Here is an 18,523-nt window from a genome sequence, read left to right as displayed (position 1 = left end):
ACATTTTTTAAATTTAATATTATTGGTGAATCCAAACATTTCCAAGAAAATTTTTTAAGGCTTATAATGATTAGAGGGTTTGATGGACCTCCTCAAAAAAAATAATTCCCTCCAAAAAGTTGATGTATTTCTTATTGAAGATGATTTAGGGATAAAAGACGCTCTTTCTTGGTTTATTAATTTATTAGGATACAGTATCGCTATGGTTAGTAATGGTGAGCATGCCCTAGAAGAATTAAAATATAATATCTCGCCCTCTGTAATTATTTTAGATTTAATGATGCCTGGAATGGATGGGTTTGCCTTTCGTGAAGAACAAGCAAAATCAGTTATTTTAAAAAATATCCCCACTATAATAATGTCAGCAAGTACAAAAACTGATGCGTTAGTAATGCAGGAAAATGAAGTTTTAATAAAAAAACCACTAAATACTCAAATTCTATTAACATACTTAAAAAAATATATAAATAATCATCAGAATTAAGTGAATAATATGAATCAAAATGCAACAGAAGAAGCTGTTTGTACTCCGACTTTTCTAAAGTCTAAAATAGTTACAGATTCAGGCATACCTGCGATTGGTCTGCTAAAATGGGGGACGCATTTTTGTAATTTTTATACAACACCTCAAGATTTGATGGAAGTGCTCATTCCATACTTTCAAAAGGGTCTTAATAACAATGAACTTTGCGTCTGGATAAATTCCGAAGATACGAATATTGTTTATAACCGATTGATTCAGGATATCCCTGACATAAAGACAAAAATAGATAAAGGGCAAATGCTTTTGTTTGAAAGAGAAGTTTGTTTTAGGAATGCTTGTGCTGAAACAGCCGAACCACTTCTCGCTAATATACTGGCATTAGAAAAAAATGCACTAAAACAAGGATATACTGGTTTACGCGTTGCCGGAGGACCTACTAATTTTTCCACCCCACAAGCAAAAAATGATTTTTTATGCTTCGAAAATAAAGTGTGTGCTACCTTGTATAATCACAAAATCATAGCCCTATGTTGTTATCGTACTTGTGAAAGTGATTCAAAAGTAATTTTTGATGTAATAAAAAGTCACCAATTCGCTTTGATTCTTCAAGATGGACAATGGGAAATGGTGGAGAATGCTTCATTAAAAGTGCTAAAAGAGGAATTACAGAAGCAAAATAATGAATTAGAAAATCAAGTTAAATTAAGAACTATGGAGTTGGAAAATGCTTTAAAGAGCCGCGAGCATTTTCTTTCAATTGCTTCTCATGAACTTAAAACCCCTATTACTGCTTTAAGCCTCTATGTAGATGGAATTCTTTCAATGGATAAAAAATATGTTATGGAGCATGTTGAGGAATTCATGAATCTCATAAGAAAGATTAAAGATCAGAGTCTATGTTTAGAGATTCTTATTAATAAGCTTTTAGATTTTACCTTGGTGTTAAACGAAAAAAATATACCTTTAGAGCTTCAGTATTTCGATTTATCGAATATGATTCAAAGGGTGGTTGAGAAATTTGCAGGAAAATGTCGTAGTGCAAAATGTGAGATAAAAACTAATGTTCCTTCTTCTCTAACTGTTTTTTTGGATCCTACTCGTATTGAGCAAGTTTTAACAAATCTCATTGATAATGCAATTAAATATGCTCCTGAACAACCCATTTCGATAAATTTGAGGCCAGATTTTAAAGGGATAATTTTAGAAATTAAGGATCAAGGTAAAGGTATCGCTAGATCGTATCAAGAGCTAGTATTTAAGCCTTATATGCAATTGCTTTCAAATAAAACTCAAAATGGCATGGGGCTGGGCTTATGGCTTGTTCAACAAATTGTTACTGCTCATAAGGGAAACATTTCTCTTGTAAGTGATATCGGCAGAGGATGTCATTTTATAATTAAATTACCTACAGAAGTGAGTTAGGTTTTACTACTGAGAAAAGTCTGATTTAATGCAAGGTAATTTCAAAATCACCACGTTTTCTCGGTATAGGTCCTTGCTCTGAGCGTTTTTAAAAACAAAATTTAAAATCTGATTGAATTGATTTGAAACCACTAAAGGATTTTATTAGTCTACTCTCTTCATGAAATTTGTTTGCAGAAAGGAAGCCTATTATGAGCAATCACTTAAAGTTCTACATCAATGGTCAATGGGTTCCCCCTGTTGTTCCAGCTACTCTTGACGTCATTAATCCCGCCACTGAAAAGGCTTACACTCAGATTGCTATAGGCTCTAAGGCGGATGTAGATAAGGCAGTTATTGCAGCTAAGACCGCATTCGAAACGTTCTCCAAAACGTCGCACAATTCTCGTATGGCACTTCTAATGAACATTCTTGAACTCTACAACGAACGCTTTGAGGATATAGCACAGGCGGTTTCCGACGAAATGGGGGCACCCATTGCATTTGCTCGCGATGCACAAGCCTTAGTGGGTCGTGTCCATCTGGAAGCCACTATTACTGCATTTAAGAATTATACCTTTAGTGAAAACCGTGGTAGAACCACCATTGTTAAGGAACCCATAGGTGTTTGTGCATTAATTACGCCATGGAATTGGCCGCTCAATCAAATAGTTTGTAAAGTTGCCCCAGCCCTTGCTGCTGGCTGTACTGTAATTCTAAAACCATCCGAAATTGCACCCATAAGCGGCATCATTTTTGCGGAGATTATGGATGCTGCCGGCGTGCCTAAAGGGGTTTTTAACCTGATTAATGGAACTGGGCAGGAGGTTGGTCAAGAGATGGCATCCCATCCTGATGTGGATATGGTCTCCTTCACCGGTTCAACCCGCGCCGGTATCATCGTTGCCAAAGTTGCAGCGGATACAGTCAAGCGTGTGACTCAAGAACTTGGCGGTAAATCGGCTAACATTATTTTGCCAGACGCTGATTTTGTAACTGCCGTCACTAAGGGAGTGCAAAATTGCTTCGGAAATAGCGGACAATCCTGCGATGCACCAACTCGTATGCTAGTACCCAAAGAGAGGCACGAAGAAGCATTGAATATCGCAAAAGTAGCAGCTGAAGCTTTTAGAACCGGTGATCCTAAAGACCCTGAATCTGATCTAGGTCCAGTGGTCAGTCAACTGCAATACGATAAAATCCAGGCTCTGATTCAATCAGGACTGGAGGAGGGTGCTACCCTTGTCACTGGTGGTTTAGGTCGTCCAGAACCTCTGAATCAGGGTTATTATATCCGTCCCACTGTATTTGGACACGTAACACCCGAAATGAAAATTGCTCGCGAGGAAATATTTGGACCAGTCTTGTCGATCATTTCTTATACGGATGAGGAGGATGCGATCCGTATTGCCAATGACACCATCTATGGACTTGCTGCCTATATCCAGTCAGAAAATATAGATCATGCCCGGGCTGTAGCCAGAGAATTACGGGTCGGTACAGTATCAATAAACTATCCGGACTGGGACGCCTTCTCATCATTTGGGGGCTATAAGCAGTCTGGTAATGGCCGGGAATACGCTGATTTTGGCATCCATGAATTTCTCGAGATTAAGAGTATAGTTGTTTAAAAACGATTGATCTTTTTGATTAAGCCTGTTTTCAGTAAAGGCAGTAGAGATAAAGCCAGCTAGTGAAGCAAAGTTTCAAGTTAGAATGTTTCCAAAGCAGAAGAATATGAGAAGTTGATTATGAAAAAGTTTTACCAAAGAAAAAATCTTCGGTAAAACTTATTTTCTAACTTTTCCTTAATATCAATAATATCAATGCAGGTGAATTTTACATGAGTACACATGCACATGGATCCTCTTTATTTTCTTGACCTGCTAATGCTATACCAGGATAGTCAGAAACTTGACCGGAAAGAAACTTAAGATTACTCACATCCACTGGTACATATTCAGTTGCTTTGATTTTGGGTCCTTGTCTGAAGAGGGTATATAAAGCGGGAGTAATCTCATTTTTGGTAATAGTACTCACTATGGATTCTTTCAATTTCACATGAAAAACAGCTGCCATCCGTTCAATCGTAGAGTGGTTTTCTTCTGCGGTTTCTAGGGCATAGCTTTGTGCTTCTTTTTGCGTGCGGAACAATTTCATTGTGCCTTGTTTGGGTATGGCATTTTTGATTTCATTTTCAGGAATGGCCTTTCGCTCTTTCCTATATGGATAACCTTTATCCCATAGATTTGAAGGTTCTGAAATCTCTACTTTTGCTCCAACAGCATAGTAATCGGATGTCGTGCTTAAAGTTCGTTCTCTTGGATAACCTGCATGGAGCTCATTTAAAAGTTCTGAACTTTGTTTGTGTAGGGATGTGGAAACCTTAGCTGTTTTTATTAGCTCGGGTGCATCAAGATTAGATAGAATCATTTTTTGCAATTCGACGGGTAATTTTTCAAAAGACATTACATTCTCCAATTTGTATAATTTAAGCAAAGACGATATAAAAAATACATCGATAGAGCATATTTTAGCCAGTCTAGTGTCACAGGAGAATGTATTCATTTTAAAACCATTTTTTTCCAAAATGGAAAGAGATAAGTAGATAGGGGTTCTTGAATTTGTCTTTTTGATTCCACCTTTTGACTGTCAGCCCGGACAAATCTTAGAAGATGAGGATGCATGGAAATGGGTTTCAGGGATAGGAGAGTATTGAGTTTCGAAATAAGCCTAGGCTTACTTATATTTTCTCGTATAAGCCCATGTTGCTGATAGGTCTCTACTATACTAAATAATAATGAATAGGACGGGGAGTTTTATCCATGGCAAAAGCAAAAGTTCAACACGGTAAAAACCCTTCCTTTCAAATAATGGTCTGTGGGACCACAAATTCGGGTAAAACAAAACTTTGTAATGCGTTGCGAGGCGAAAATTCACCGGGGAACATACACACATCGTCAATTGATACGTACAGTATATCTATTGATGATGGATCTCAACTTAGATTACTGGATTTCGCAGGCTCATACGATACTATCGCTCCATACATAACAAAACATTATATTGAACAATCACAAATTTGTGTGATTTGCATCGATAGACAAAATTCGCATTCATTTGAGGTTGCTAAAAAAGCGGTGCAAGAAATTCGTGAACTGGATCCTAACAACAGAATTCCTATTGTTATCGCACTTACTAAAGAAGATCAAAACTTGGGATTAGCTGACTACGAGATACTAATAAGAGATAGAGAACTTAAAGAATTTGAAGAACAATATGGCCTCGAAGGTTCTGTCAAAACCAGTGCCCTAGATGATAAGATGGGGGCAATCGAATTGCGAAAAAAACTTCTTGATCTTCGAGAGAACATTATTGCTAGGGAAGAAATGGGCATACCCGATATCTCCTCTATCGAGGAGTATTTCGCCGAGGAAGATTCTTTAGAAGAAGTAAAAAAAAGAATGGACAATATAAGCTCGCTTTTAAATAATGCTCATGTGGAGCTTACGGCCCAGCTTGCTACTCCGCAAAATGAATCTGATATTGCTGCTATTGAGAAATCAATTACGCGTGTACTTGAATTTTCACAGAAATTATCTGAAATAAAAAAAATTCCCAATCAAATGAATACAGCCTCAGATGTAGAGAAGAGAGATGCTATGCTCAAAGCTTATGAAAGAGCATTTAAGGAGTTTGCTCGCGAAGTTACTCCCGATTTCGCAGTCCAACCGAAAAATGTGAAGAATTTGTTTATAAGGGTGGTTCGTCTACTATTTGTCAGGAAATGGTACACGGATGAAGAAAAAACTGAGATACAACGCTTTAAACACCAAAATGATTTCAAAAACAGACTCCAGAGAGCAGAAGGAGTAGATAAGGAAAAAAATAGCCGCAAGGATGAGCAAAAAAAAGAAAATAATGACGATTCTGCATTAGATTCGAATGTACATCCTGAACAATAAGGTAAGCAAGAACAACACCTTTTTTTACCTGAATTTAGTACTGTCACAAAGGATGAACAAGACGATTAATTTTTGCGGTAAAGGATGTGTTCTAAAGGTTCATCTGCCTTTGTAGAAACTAAGTCAGGAGTATTATATTTTAGAGTAAATTCGCTCACCTTAAGCATATAACCTGTGCCGGACTCATTTTTTACCATCTCGATTTTTGCTTTTATATTGGCAATAGGGACTATATTGTCCTGTGTTTCACCTCTAACTTCTTTAGCACATTGTTCCATAGATTTTTCGAGCTCATTGTCATTTAGCTCTATCAAAGAAATACCATCACTACCCATTGCAAAAATTTGTTGAGGACTATACTCGTCAGCAGGATTTGCATAAGAGCACGTGAGGATTTTCAAATTAATCGTCGCATAAATTTTACCATTACCATCTTTTGACCAATTGATGTGGCCAGTCGTTCGACCACGTTCTATGCCTTGAATGTCACCTTCAACCAACTTGGTTGTATTAGTAAATTCCCGCAAGAGGCTGCCATGTAAAAATTGACCACCGAAATTATAAAGTTTATTTGCTCGTGAATGGGGGACACTAATTTTATCACCTGCAAAATTTTCTATAGCTTCCATCAGAATAGCATCTTTATGATCATCGATATTCCTCGGAATAATTGCAGCGCCATATATTGTTACTCCTCTTCGTACAAGATCTTTAATCACTGTAGAATTATCGCTCGTTACTTCGTCCTGGGTCGTTGTTTCTATATCATAAATAGCTTGTGACTCTTTAAGATCACTTTGGCTATAGGTGAATTCGCTGCAAGGAATTTCCCCTTGGGCATGAAAATAGGCCAATTCATAATGACTAATTAAGGTATCATGTGTTTTGACAAGCAGACGAAAGAGAGAAGAATTTTCCGGTATTGGAAATTGAACATCTTTTTTCTCTGCGACACTTCTATCATCCCTCTTTTCAATACCAATGTCTTGAGAAGTCCGGTAGCGATTACGGTCCAACCAGTTAGCAAAAGAAACTTTTTTAAGGTCTGCAGTAACGATAGTTAAATGTTCTAAAACCTGCAACGCCTCAGCCAATTCGCTGATATTCATTGGCTGACGATCCAGTGCTATCCTATTAAAAAAGTCATCAATTGCTGTTAAGCTACTGCCAGTTTTAAAAAACCTCTTTTCTTGACTGCTATTGATCATCCCTTTTAAAATGCTCCATTCCTTTGCAATATGGGCAAGTGCAGTTTGCTCTGTTTTCATATCATTGTTTCTCGTAAAAATTGATCATTATGCTTATTTTATGATATAAAAATTAAGTTTATATTAAGTTGAAGAGGTTCATCGCGGGGACAGAACATGAAAAAAACTTCTAACCTTATCTAATTTAAGGATATTTTCGACTTAAAGCATAATTATTCGAAGATTAAATAAAATTATATGGAAGTTTGAGGATTCGTTCGTTTATGCTGCGCTGAATTGCTATTTAAAGGGAGATAATATGTTTTTTAATCCAGCACCTAAAAAAAACCTTGAAGATGAAAAACTACGTTGCTTTTTCATTCCGATCGTCGAACAAATAAAATCCAGTGATTACCAGAAAATATATATCTGGAATTTAGCGAAAGAAACTAATATAACCCGCAAATTTTATTCCTCGCCCGAGGCACTTGCTCGTATGGAGTCAGGACGGCTAGGTTCAAACAATATATTATCGTGCTATAAAGTTTCACTGACCGAAACGCAATACCAACAATTAAGAACAATCAGCGGTAGAGACAATGTCTTTCTCGGTTCCTTTAATTTTAACTACTCTGATGTTGAAAGCCTGATCCGTTTTGTCCAAGGCCAGCAGCAAGAGCATGCGAATCCTTTCTATAAGCAAGAGACAACGTTAAATCAACCGGTTTGTGCTGCTTAACCCCTAGCAAGGATTTAAAAGAAAAATGAAGGAATGACTGAGGTTGGATTATCCACAATAGGTTCTAGTTGGTTTGTCACTGCATGAATTCGTGTAACCCAGTCAGCCACAGTCTGAACGAGTAATTCTTCTAAGGTGCTGGTTGGTGGGGTATCCATTTTGAAAATAAGGTGGTTGTTAATCAGAATATAACAAAGTAAACGGCAAGCCATGATGCGAATATCAGGGTTTTCGTTTTTAAGTAAGTTTTTTATTGGATCAATAAGTTGGCCTATCATTTCTTTGTCTATAGCTGAGATGAATTTGAGAAGACAACCCATTGCTGCAATGCGCGTTGTGGCGCATTCAAAAACCAGTGTACTTTTCACTGGAATTATTAGGGATTCCTGGGTGTTTTTATCCATAAAAGAGCTAAGTGCTGCTAAACAATCTAATCCTTGGTTACGTGTTATTGTATCTTGACTATCGAGTTTATTTTGTAAGTCACCAATAAGCTGTTTCAGGGGATCTTGGTCTATTCGGACAGCAAAAGCTATTAAACAGTGCCGTGCTGCATGACGTAAATTGGGATCGGGGTCATTGAGTTTGCTTAGTATGGGTTTGACAAGGTTTTCCAGTTTTTTTGCGTCAATTCGGGGGGCGGCTGCTAGTAAAAATTTTAACAGAGTCTTAGAATTGATAAGCTTAGTGTCATTGAGTTTTTTTTGCGCCAGATCGAATAGTTTTTCCAGAGTTTCTTTGTGCATACTTGCGGCAAGCTTTGCCAAACATTCGAATGCTACTTCGCGGACATGTCCATTTGTGTCATCCAGTTTGGTTTTTATTACCTCAATAAAATCTTCTGGAATTTCTTTCCCCTTCTTCGGGCATAATGCTACTAAATAATATAATGTTAAAATTCGAACATTATGATCGGGATCATTACTCATGCTTTTTATTGACTGGGTAATGGGCTGCAGCATTTCTGCTTTCATTCGGGGTGCAAGCGCTTTAATACATTGTATGGCGGCAGAACGAACAAAGGCTTCATGGTCATTGAGTTTATTTTTTATTGAATTAATTAAGTGTTCGTCTATCTCATTACTCGAAGAGTAAATCAGTTTTGCCAAACAGTCTAAGGCACTCGCTCTCACTTTTGGATTATCTTCATTCAGTGTTTCTTCCACTAAATTGACCACATCTTCTTGCATTTTTTTATCCATTGCAGGAGCAAGTTTGGGTAAATACCCTAAGGTAATACATCTTATATTCCATTTATCATCGTTTAGTTTTTTTTGAATAGACTCTAACAGCGTGAGACGTATTTCCGTGGTGATCAGGGAAGAAAATGCTGACAAACATTCTGCAGCCGCTATGGAAAGACTCAATGAAGGAGCCTCAAGTTGATTTTTCAAAGGTTCGATAAGAGATTCCAGTGCATTCTTGTCCATTTCAGGCGCTAGCTTAGCGAAACAATTTAGTGCCTCAGTACAAACATATTGAGAATTTTCTCTCCTTAAAGGGTTGCCAGCTTTCGCACCATTCATAATCTCTTTAATCGAATTAACCAGAGGTTCCACCATTTCTGGTTCTATTTTAGGTGCTAATGTTGCTAGATACCGTAATGCGGCTATAAACGGTCCTTTCTTTTCATCAAGGTGCTGTTTCACTGAGTTTACAAGAGGAGCTAATGTTTGTTTATCCAATTTGGTTACAAGTATGGCTAGCACTTCGTTTAGCCCACCACTAAGCCAACTCTCGTTATAGTCAAGTATGCTCTTTACAGGATCAACTAAAAGCATAAGATCTTTTTTATCCGCTTTGTGAGCCAAGCTCGATAAAAATGCAATGGAGCGGCAATTCATCTCGGGATCTGAGGGCGTTAGTTTGCTTTTTAACTCATCCATCAAGGCTTCCAGATCCTCTTTGCTCACTGATTCAATTAAAACGTTCCTTAAAAAAAATAGGTGAAAGAACTTGGGTGAAGATAATGTACTTGGGATATCTAATGAAGGAAGTGATACTTTATTCATCTCGGCGGTTAGCTTTATACCCTGCATCAGTTGCTGGAGGCTTAAATTAGGATCATTCAATTGAGTTGTCAGTTTCCTACCTAAATAGGCTAAATGTTCTGGATCACTTTCGGTTAATGTATCTTCAGAGATTAGTGTTCTTAATAACTTGATTTTAGCAGGATAAAATTCAATCCCTTCTTTGTCGAATAAAGCAAGTTCGATCGCTCTTTGCTGTCTTTTGGTTCGTCGCTTGGAACCGTTATTCGCGAGCCATGCGGCTAAAAAATCCTGTGGAGTGTTTATATGAGAATATAGGTAAGCCGATACTTCGAGAGGAGCTTTTTTAAAAAATTTAGAACCGAATAACAAAGAGTAACCTCCGATTTAATTTATAGAAGTGGATGCAGGATGACAAATTATATATAAACTATTTACCCTAAGTCTTGACAGCTAAAAACCTTTGATTCACCCAATGAGTCACTAATTTCCAAATGTATATTCATCAAAAGCTGGGCTTTGCAGCCCAGTATCTGTCGTTTATCGATATTAATTATATCTTTTTGCAGTAAGTGATCCCTTACCGAATATACTATTCGCCAACTCTTCATCCGTCATGCTTCCATCTTCACTTGGTGCATTGACTTTTACTTCAAATAATCCCGGTGAATAGGAGGAATTTGCAATAATTTTTCTCTCTTGATTCCCTTTAGTAAATTTTGATTCAAATAGATCGAGCATGGCCCTTGAGTTAACATCAAATGGATTATTATCATTTTTAACTACATAGTTAAATGCTTTATGAGTAGGGTTGGACTCAATAATTTTTTTAACTACAGCTATGGAGGGATGCTCAGGATCAGCACCGTGCTTAATTAATGCGCCAATTAGCCTTGAGTCACCGCCGCGTAATAGTAAATAAGCAATTGGATTCATCGAACAATATATAGGTATACCTGAATAGGTTTTAAGGTAGTAAGTACTATTAAAGTCAACATGATGTTTTTTTAATAGTGTGAGATTACTCAGTGTATTTTGGTGCGCATAACTATGGTGGATGGCAGCAAATACAGGGGACCAGCCTTTCAATGTGGTAATGAAGGATGCTAAATCGTTAGAGTGACTCAACTTTTGTTTTAAACCATAGGTATTTCCTGAAAGTAATAGTTTTTGCACCACTCCATAACCTCTAGAACTGAAAAGATGGTCCTTCATGAGTTTTGCTGCAGCATTAAATTGTTGGGATTGAGCAAAAAAAAGAGGGGTACAATTTTGAAAGGATTTATTTTGAGTATTAGCCCCATTTTCAAGAAGGCATTGGACCACCGCAACCGCCTCTAATGAATCACGATTAGAACTGGACAATTGATTATTGATTGCGCGGTGCAAGGGTAGTTTTTTCATGTTGTGATCAGGAATATCGGGATTAGCACCCATATCAATCAGTCTTTGGACCATTTCAACATCTTTACCGTACTCACAAGCCAAACCTAACATGGTATAGCCATGGTGATCAAAAGCGTTAGCAGCCATATTTACTAATTTAGAAGGATATTTTTCTGGCTGAAATGACCTGAATAATTCTGCCCAATTATCCTTATTGTGATAAGGAAAAAAAGACATGATTTCCTTTAATTGTTCGATTTGCTCAGTCGAAAGTTGTTCGTTGCTGTCAATATAATTTTTTGAATTATTAAAATAATAACGCTTCATGATAAGTCCCTGTTCTTGTTTTTATTAGTTTGCGGCCATTATATACACTACTTCAGAACTTTTGAATTTAAAGAACAGGGATTTCATACATCTTCTATGAAAAAATGCTATGTGTGGTACTTATGTTTTAGGAAGGACATAGCACTAACCCATCCTTTATCTGTTTCAACCCTTGTGCCACTTTTTCTTTACTTAAGGCATAACAAAGACGCACTACATTTTTCCCTTTATCTGGATTTAAATAAAAAGAACGTCCCGGAACCACGGCAACTTTGGCCTGTTCCAGTAGCATGCGGGTCATATCGGCATCATTTTTAAAGCCCATGCGTGAAAAATCAGCCATAATATAATAAGCGCCCTGGGGAACAGTTACTTCAAAACCAATGTCACGTAACTCACGTACAGTATGATCTCGTTTTTCCAAATAAGTTTGACACATCTCTTGATAATAATTGTCTTGTAATTTAAACGCATCGACCGCTGCATGTTGTAATGGGGTTGCAGGACACACATATACTAAATCTTGAATTAAAGCCATTTTGGCAATTACATGCGCGGGACCACTCGCATAACCTAACCGCCATCCTGTCATATTATAAGTTTTTGAACATCCTGAAATCGTGATGGTGCGCTCTTTAAAATTTTTTAAACGAGCAAAGGATATATGTTTGTGACCTGGGTAAGTAATATATTCATAAATTTCATCGGTGATAACCGCTAAATTATAGTGTTCTGCAATTTTGCCAATCGCTAATAATTCCTGCTCAGAAAACACCTTGCCACAGGGGTTACACGGTGTGCAAATGATAATCGCACGAGTTTTAGGGGTAATCGCTTGTTCAAGATCCTCCATTTGAATGCTAAAGTCATGTAAATTAATCGGTACTGCTCTAACATTCACTTGGTATAGCTCCAGAATATTTTTGTGGTAGCCATAAAAAGGTTCAAACAAAATAACTTCATCACCAGGATTAAACAAAGACATCACCGCACAAATAAATGCGCCAGTAGAGCCGTGGGTCACCAGAACTTCTGTTTCGGCATGAACTGGAATTTTATTAAATGTTTGAATTTTATCGGCAATAGCCTGCCGTAAATGGAACACCCCTTCACAAGCAGAGTACACATTTTTTTCTTGTTCAATCGCACGGATAGCTGCCTGTTTAATTACCGCTGGGGTTGGTAAATCACAAATACCTTGCCCTAAATTTATACCGCCAATTTTTTCACATTCTGTGCTTGCGGCACGAATACCCGATTGACGCAAGTTTTCACTCACTTGACTCGTTTTCAGCATGTTGTTAGTTCCTTTTTGATTCTCGTCCTGCAGAAAAGAAATCCCTCCTGGTTACCGTTTAACCGCCGCAACGGTACACATACTAAATTTGATCTAAAACAGGGGGGATGCGTGGACAGGATACCACTTAAAATTCTTACACCCAAGAAGTAGATAACCATTTGCTGAGTGGACGAACAAATAGTTATATTGAGTAAATTCCCGCGGTTAATCAGGCAATTCCCACGGTTTATATGTCATTCACACGCAGGCGGGAATCTATCCCTCAATCTTTGCGTGAGTATAAATGTTTCCCACAGTAGGATAAATTTGTTGTATTAATCGATTTAAGTTGTTTCCTTCATTAACCTCTATATTATTTACAAAACTACCGCATCATTTAAGGAAATCCATATGCGACAGTTATTAATTTCAATGTTTATTTTGTTTTTTTCTCAGAGTGCATTTTGTGCACCTGCTTTTGAACTTGTTCCTCTGGGGGTTTATGGTGGTTTGAAAGATGGAAATTTATCTGCTTACTTATTAAAGACGATCGAGAGTGAGGATTATGTGGCTCTTGACGGGGGGACGTTGGTGCATGGACTAGAAGTTGCAATTGAAAGACAATCAGTCCGCCATAAAAATATTGAAGATTTGCTGCAAAAACATATTCCTGTGTATCTCATTTCTCATGCCCATCTTGATCATCTTATGGGGCTGGTGATGGCACAACCCGAATTGCGAGAGGGGCAAACAATTATGTCTCGCGAAGAAACCATGCTGGCATTGCAGAAAAATATTTTTAATTGGTCGGTGTGGGGTAATTTTGGGGATAAAGGAGACATTCCGCATTTGAATTATCAACACTATCAAAATCTGCCCTTACTCCAGTGGATTGATATTCCTAAAACGGATCTGCAGGTAAAAGCGTTTCCTTTGAGTCATAGTGGGATGCCATCAAGTGCTTTTTTAATCCGTTACAATAATCAATATCTTTTATATTTTGGCGACACGGGAGCTGATAGCACGGAGCAATCGACCAACATGGAGAATATTTGGCACGAGATTGCACCACTTATAAGAAATAGGCAGCTTCATGGCATCATGCTCGAATGCTCATTTTTAAATTCCCAACCCAATAACAAATTATTCGGTCATTTAAAACCAAACTTATTCATGTCTGAATTGCGACAATTGGCGTCGATCGTTGATCCTCTAAATTTAAAAAATTCATTACGAGGACTTCCAGTTGTTGTAACTCACATCAAACCTCGATTTGGAGATGGTTCAAACTCTAAGGACGATGTAGGAAGGCAGATTTTAGAGGAGCTGTTTCAAGAAAATGATATTGGTGTAGAACTGATTAAACCGAAACAGGGTGTATTGTTAAATTTATAATGTAAATGCAATTTCGCCCAATAAAGGTAGGTTGGCTATAAATTCCCAAGATTTATAATGTCATTCCCGCGCAGGCGGGAATCTATCAATATTTAATTCTTTACCCTATTTGTTTTAATGGGGTTCCGCCTGCGCGGGAATGCCACTTACTTAAAAAAGTGACGATTCCTCAGGTTTATACATTGATTACATATATGAAAGGTTAGAGTGGGTAGTGCTCATAGGCTTATCTATTTGTTGCTCTTGCGATTCAGTTTTCCAGAACATATCTCTGGTTACAGCAGGTAAAACTGATTTTTTTAATGTTTTATCATCTTTATTAATAAGCAAATCAATTAATGTATGATTTGAACTTTCTTGTGGGCGGCGCAGAGCGGCATATTTGGCGGATAATCTAACTTTTTCATTTAGAGGTTTAATATGAGTAGAATAAAATTCTATGTGCTCTTCAACATTTTTTATGTTTGCACCGATTGATTTCAAATAGTTACTTAGACACAGATCTGCATCCAGCTCAAGAAACACTTTGATGTCCAATTTTGAACGTAATTGTTCATCTAAAAAAATATCAGCCCCAAAAATAATGATATCGCCTTGGACATTTTCGATGGCAGCTAATAATGAATTGCTGGATTTAAACTCTGAACTATCAATCAATAGGGTCTTATCTTTATTTAATAAAGAATAACATTGTTGGCTGAACGTCTTAAAATCACTACCTATAGGTCCACAAACCGCTAATATTGTCATTGTAACCACCATGCTGGATAAAAAAGTGGCAATTATACTGCTTTGGTAACCAATTTCAAATAATTGAATCAAAAAGTAGGTTTGGGTATTTCGATCAACAAAACTCAATGCAAATTTTGTGATGATAAAGTTGCAGTTTTTTAAGAAAAAAGGAAAATGAGAAAAAAATTCAACGAGACAATTTTATGATGTTAATCGTTTTTGGTGGGTTACCTGGCACGGGCAAAACGACAATTTCTAAAATTATTGCCCAGCGCTTAAAGGCAGTTTACTTACGAGTAGATACTATTGAGCAGGCGTTAATTAATCTGGATGACTATTCAGGTAAGTTGATAGTGGGCTCAGAGGGATATTTAATCAGTTATGCCGTTGCTCGTGAAAATTTGACCTTAGGATTAAATGTTGTGGCGGACTCGGTTAATCCTATCGCGATAACACGCCAAGCTTGGCAACAAGTAGCAAAACAAACGGACTCAGATCTTATCCAGATCGAATTAATTTGTTCCGATGAACAAGTTCATCAAAGTCGAGTAGAAGGACGCATTGCGGATATAAAAGGACACAAACTTCCTACATGGCAAGCCGTTCTGGATCGAAATTATGAACCCTGGGATAGCAAGCAAATTGTGATTGATACGTCAAAATACTTAATCGATGAATCGGTAGCTATCATCATGAATTTTATAACTTCTAGGGGGTAGAGCGCTAAGGAGTTTTTTTTATGGAAATTTCTAAGCGGTTCAGTACTGTTTGTTAAAAGAGGTGGATTAAAATACACCTCTTCGCAATTGCTTAATTAGCCAATAGTCCAGTGGATTTCACCAGGAAGAGAGCTCCACCAACTGCCTATAGTGGTAAGGAAATCAGCATGAACGTTGTTTGAACTCGAGTAGCTACCAGAAATAGCACCTGCATTCATAGCACATAAATCTTGTCGTGAAACGATACTTATTGTTTTATTATCACATTCGTATTCAAGGCGAATGTTAGGACCCGCGCTGTAAGTTTGTTGAAGTGTGAAAGAGGGAGCTTTTTCTCCATTTGCAATTATTCCTGGCGCTTGACCTATTATAATCTGACCGTTTATTAAATTCATTGCTCGCAAAGTACAGGTGTGACCGCTTTTATTAAAAACAGAAACATTCAAAGTGCCACAATTATTAGCGTGGGCAGAATAAATGCCGGTAATTAAGGAAATAGCGAGTAAAATTTTAGTTTTCATTAATTGATCTCAATTAAAATACGATCATCAAGCATACATAGGGTGATTTTTGAGATCAATGTGCGCCATATTTTGATCTTTAAATTCAAATTACCAGCGTTAGGACAATCAGAATGTAACAAAACGGCTATCTTTGATAGCCGCTTAAATTATTATCCAGTAATTATCCCAAACATTGTTGGTTAGCAAAAATCTCAGATTCCGAGCGAGTTTTATTCATACCGCCACTGGAATAGGCAAACTTATAATTGTCGATATAACATTGCAATGAGTTTTTAGTGTAATACTTTGTAGCTTCGTAATCACTTATTTTAGTGGCAACGTTTTTCGCATCCGAGCGGGTTTTATTCATGCCATCGCTTGCGTAAGCAAATTTATAGGCGGGTTTAAAAACCTTAAAGTAGGCGGCTGGGCAGGATTTACTTATTATGAAAGTGGCAAATTTTTCTGCTCCAGAGGATGTTTCATTTAAGCCATCAGAACTATACGACCATTTGTACGCTTCTTGAAAAACATCACTCTTTGTTCCGCAGGTAACATCATTGGGTATACTTATGACGGCTTCAATTTGATTGGATAGCTCTTCCGTCATTTGGCGTTGTTCTGGACTTAATGAATGCTCAGTATAATAAATTTGCTCTGCCAGCCTGTATATTTTTTCATATAAACTAGCACTGCTTGTTGATGCCATGGTTGTCATAGATAAAGAACCCAGTATTATAAATACTGATTTATTTATAATTTTCATTATTTCCACCTATGTTAAATTCAAAAAACCAAGCGAAGCTTAACAGGAAACGAATAGTTTTTTAACCCAAAGAGCGCAGAGAAAAGAAATAATTTTGAACGATTAATCATTTTATTTTTCCTTGTTTATATGCAAAGTCGCTTACAAAGCAGTTCATCTTTAACCGTTCCGATTGCTTCTCAAGGTTGACAAATATTGCTACAATGCACTGCTGCAGTTTGTATGACGATTTGAGAAGTATTCTTCTAAATATCGCCCCCTGTTTATTATCAAGAAGATAAGTATTATGGCATCAAGATCCTTTCCACTATCACTCGTGTCACTCATTATTATTTCATTATTGGGTTGCTGTATGGAAATCGATATTTCCTTACCCAGCTTCCCTAGTATTATGAAGTTCTTCGGAAGTACTGAGGCCCAAGTACAAAGTACCTTAAGCCTTAATTTTTTAGCCTTTTGTCTTTCTGGATTGTTATACGGGCCATTATCCGAATCTTTAGGAAGGCGTGGTTTAATGATTTTTGGAGCAACCTGTTTTTTAGTTGGAGCAGTAGGTTGTGTTTTTTCATTTTCAATATACCAATTGATGTTTTGGCGTTTTATTCAAGGTTTAGGCGCTAGTAGTACCGTAGTACTTGGATTTACCATGATCTCTGATCGATATAATGGTGCAATAGCTGCAAATTATATTGGTAAAATTAATGCCTATGTCACTATTTTTATGGCAGCAGCTCCGATTTTAGGCAGCACGCTGATCAATTATTTTACTTGGAGAGCTAATTTTACGTTTATTGCAATTATTGCTCTTATTTCATGGCTTTTTTTGGTATGGCAATTGCCTGAAACAAAAGAAGAAAAGCAGCCATTAAAGCTTTCGACTATATTTAATGATTATCGAACTGTGTGTGCGCATGGTAAGTTTTTAATTTATGCCAGCATGCCGAACATGTTAGTTACGGCTTATTTAACTTTTGTGGGTAGTGCTTCATTTTATTATATTAGTACGTGTAAATTATCCTATTTTCAATTCGCAATGCAGCAAGGATTAATTGTATTAATTTTTTCGCTTACCAGCTTTTATGCGAATAACATAATTAATCGAATAGGCAGCCGAAAAGCGGTCTACTTAGGGATGGTATGTTGCATCCTATCCATAGTACTGCTTACTTATTTTGCATTTCAATATCCAAGCTATCCACGATTGATTACATTTGCAATGTGCTGGATGGCGTTTGGTTGCGCATTCCCAATGAGCGTGACATTTGCCAAATCATTAGAAATTTTACCTGACCTCAAAGGAGTTTGTTCTTCGTTCATTATGTCTACCCGGTTATTGTTTTCTTCCGGGGCCGTCGCTTTAACAGGTCTTTTGTTCGATGGTTCGATGCGCCCGGTGGTTCTCGTTATTGATGGGGTCATCCTTTTGGGAGTGTGCATGTACATTATTATGGAGCGAATGGGTGAGGATGAAGTTCTATCCAAAGCTACCAGTGCCTTGATTTAGACTGCAGGCAAAATAACCTTTGCAATCAGATTTATTACAAATGAACTGAATCCTGCAAGCAACAATAATAATCCTAGTTTATTGCTGGGTAATTTGATTTAACCGTTGATGAAATAGTATAACCTCCGTGGGAGAGCTTTGGAGT

16 protein-coding genes are annotated in these 18,523 nt (G+C 37.3%); 8 read left to right on the top strand and 8 right to left on the bottom strand.

Features of this window, described 5'->3' with window-relative positions:
- The first annotated feature begins 82 nt into the window (after positions 1-82).
- From ACWTE2_RS10695 to ACWTE2_RS10685, 3 genes are all read left to right on the top strand, one after another.
- The gene (locus ACWTE2_RS10695; RefSeq protein ID WP_454785358.1) at positions 83-484 is read left to right on the top strand and encodes a response regulator; all 402 of its coding nucleotides are present in this window, start codon (positions 83-85) and stop codon (positions 482-484) included.
- Positions 485-493: 9 nt separating this feature from the next.
- Entirely contained in the window at positions 494-1,906 is a 1,413-nt protein-coding gene (locus ACWTE2_RS10690; protein WP_454785357.1) for an MEDS domain-containing protein, read from the top strand.
- A gap of 191 nt (positions 1,907-2,097) precedes the next feature.
- The gene (locus tag ACWTE2_RS10685) at positions 2,098-3,516 is read left to right on the top strand and encodes an aldehyde dehydrogenase family protein (RefSeq protein ID WP_454785356.1); all 1,419 of its coding nucleotides are present in this window, start codon (positions 2,098-2,100) and stop codon (positions 3,514-3,516) included.
- Positions 3,517-3,724: 208 nt separating this feature from the next.
- Here the strand turns inward: ACWTE2_RS10685 and ACWTE2_RS10680 are convergent, their stop codons facing one another.
- Positions 3,725-4,354 carry an F-box protein gene (locus ACWTE2_RS10680; protein WP_454785355.1) on the bottom strand — a complete coding sequence of 210 codons (630 nt, stop codon included), beginning with the start codon at positions 4,352-4,354 and terminating at the stop codon, positions 3,725-3,727.
- A gap of 356 nt (positions 4,355-4,710) precedes the next feature.
- Here ACWTE2_RS10680 and ACWTE2_RS10675 point away from each other — a divergent pair, with 356 nt between their 5' ends.
- Positions 4,711-5,850: a GTPase domain-containing protein gene (locus ACWTE2_RS10675; RefSeq protein WP_454785354.1), complete on the top strand. Its 1,140-nt coding sequence runs from the start codon at positions 4,711-4,713 to the stop codon at positions 5,848-5,850.
- Positions 5,851-5,915: 65 nt separating this feature from the next.
- Here ACWTE2_RS10675 and ACWTE2_RS10670 read toward each other — a convergent pair whose 3' ends face one another.
- Positions 5,916-7,118 (bottom strand): hypothetical protein, encoded by a 1,203-nt coding sequence (locus ACWTE2_RS10670; protein WP_454785353.1) that lies wholly within the window; start codon positions 7,116-7,118, stop codon positions 5,916-5,918.
- A gap of 238 nt (positions 7,119-7,356) precedes the next feature.
- Here ACWTE2_RS10670 and ACWTE2_RS10665 point away from each other — a divergent pair, with 238 nt between their 5' ends.
- Entirely contained in the window at positions 7,357-7,776 is a 420-nt protein-coding gene (locus tag ACWTE2_RS10665; protein WP_454785352.1) for a hypothetical protein, read from the top strand.
- A 14-nt stretch (positions 7,777-7,790) separates the two neighbouring features.
- On the opposite strand, the gene ACWTE2_RS10660 is transcribed toward ACWTE2_RS10665, so the two are convergent.
- The 3 genes from ACWTE2_RS10660 to ACWTE2_RS10650 all read right to left on the bottom strand — a co-directional run bounded on the left by ACWTE2_RS10660 (position 7,791) and on the right by ACWTE2_RS10650 (position 12,777).
- Positions 7,791-10,139: a hypothetical protein gene (locus ACWTE2_RS10660; protein ID WP_454785351.1), complete on the bottom strand. Its 2,349-nt coding sequence runs from the start codon at positions 10,137-10,139 to the stop codon at positions 7,791-7,793.
- 177 nt (positions 10,140-10,316) lie between these two features.
- Positions 10,317-11,480 carry an ankyrin repeat domain-containing protein gene (locus ACWTE2_RS10655; protein ID WP_454785350.1) on the bottom strand — a complete coding sequence of 388 codons (1,164 nt, stop codon included), beginning with the start codon at positions 11,478-11,480 and terminating at the stop codon, positions 10,317-10,319.
- Positions 11,481-11,607: 127 nt separating this feature from the next.
- The gene (locus ACWTE2_RS10650) at positions 11,608-12,777 is read right to left on the bottom strand and encodes a pyridoxal phosphate-dependent aminotransferase (protein ID WP_454785349.1); all 1,170 of its coding nucleotides are present in this window, start codon (positions 12,775-12,777) and stop codon (positions 11,608-11,610) included.
- A gap of 393 nt (positions 12,778-13,170) precedes the next feature.
- Here ACWTE2_RS10650 and ACWTE2_RS10645 point away from each other — a divergent pair, with 393 nt between their 5' ends.
- Entirely contained in the window at positions 13,171-14,154 is a 984-nt protein-coding gene (locus ACWTE2_RS10645; protein ID WP_454785348.1) for an MBL fold metallo-hydrolase, read from the top strand.
- 186 nt (positions 14,155-14,340) lie between these two features.
- Here the strand turns inward: ACWTE2_RS10645 and ACWTE2_RS10640 are convergent, their stop codons facing one another.
- Complete coding sequence (locus ACWTE2_RS10640; RefSeq protein WP_454785347.1) at positions 14,341-14,904, bottom strand: nucleoside/nucleotide kinase family protein; 564 nt, start codon at positions 14,902-14,904, stop codon at positions 14,341-14,343.
- A 185-nt stretch (positions 14,905-15,089) separates the two neighbouring features.
- Between ACWTE2_RS10640 and ACWTE2_RS10635 the strand changes: the two genes are divergently transcribed.
- Complete coding sequence (locus ACWTE2_RS10635) at positions 15,090-15,605, top strand: P-loop nucleotide/nucleoside kinase family protein (RefSeq protein ID WP_454785346.1); 516 nt, start codon at positions 15,090-15,092, stop codon at positions 15,603-15,605.
- Positions 15,606-15,700: 95 nt separating this feature from the next.
- Here the strand turns inward: ACWTE2_RS10635 and ACWTE2_RS10630 are convergent, their stop codons facing one another.
- Both ACWTE2_RS10630 and ACWTE2_RS10625 read right to left on the bottom strand, forming a co-directional pair.
- A complete protein-coding gene (locus tag ACWTE2_RS10630; RefSeq protein WP_454785345.1) occupies positions 15,701-16,126 on the bottom strand; it encodes a hypothetical protein in 426 nt (141 codons plus the stop codon).
- Between the two features lie 163 nt (positions 16,127-16,289).
- Positions 16,290-16,874 carry a hypothetical protein gene (locus tag ACWTE2_RS10625; RefSeq protein WP_454785344.1) on the bottom strand — a complete coding sequence of 195 codons (585 nt, stop codon included), beginning with the start codon at positions 16,872-16,874 and terminating at the stop codon, positions 16,290-16,292.
- A gap of 286 nt (positions 16,875-17,160) precedes the next feature.
- Here ACWTE2_RS10625 and ACWTE2_RS10620 point away from each other — a divergent pair, with 286 nt between their 5' ends.
- Positions 17,161-18,378, top strand: a complete 1,218-nt coding sequence (locus tag ACWTE2_RS10620; RefSeq protein WP_454785343.1) for a multidrug effflux MFS transporter — start codon at positions 17,161-17,163, stop codon at positions 18,376-18,378.
- The last annotated feature ends 145 nt before the right edge of the window (positions 18,379-18,523 follow it).

The sequence above is a fragment of the Legionella nigrisilvae genome, assembly GCF_977063395.2.
Note: the sequence above shows the minus strand (reverse complement) of the source record. Positions and strands in the feature narration are given on the sequence as shown.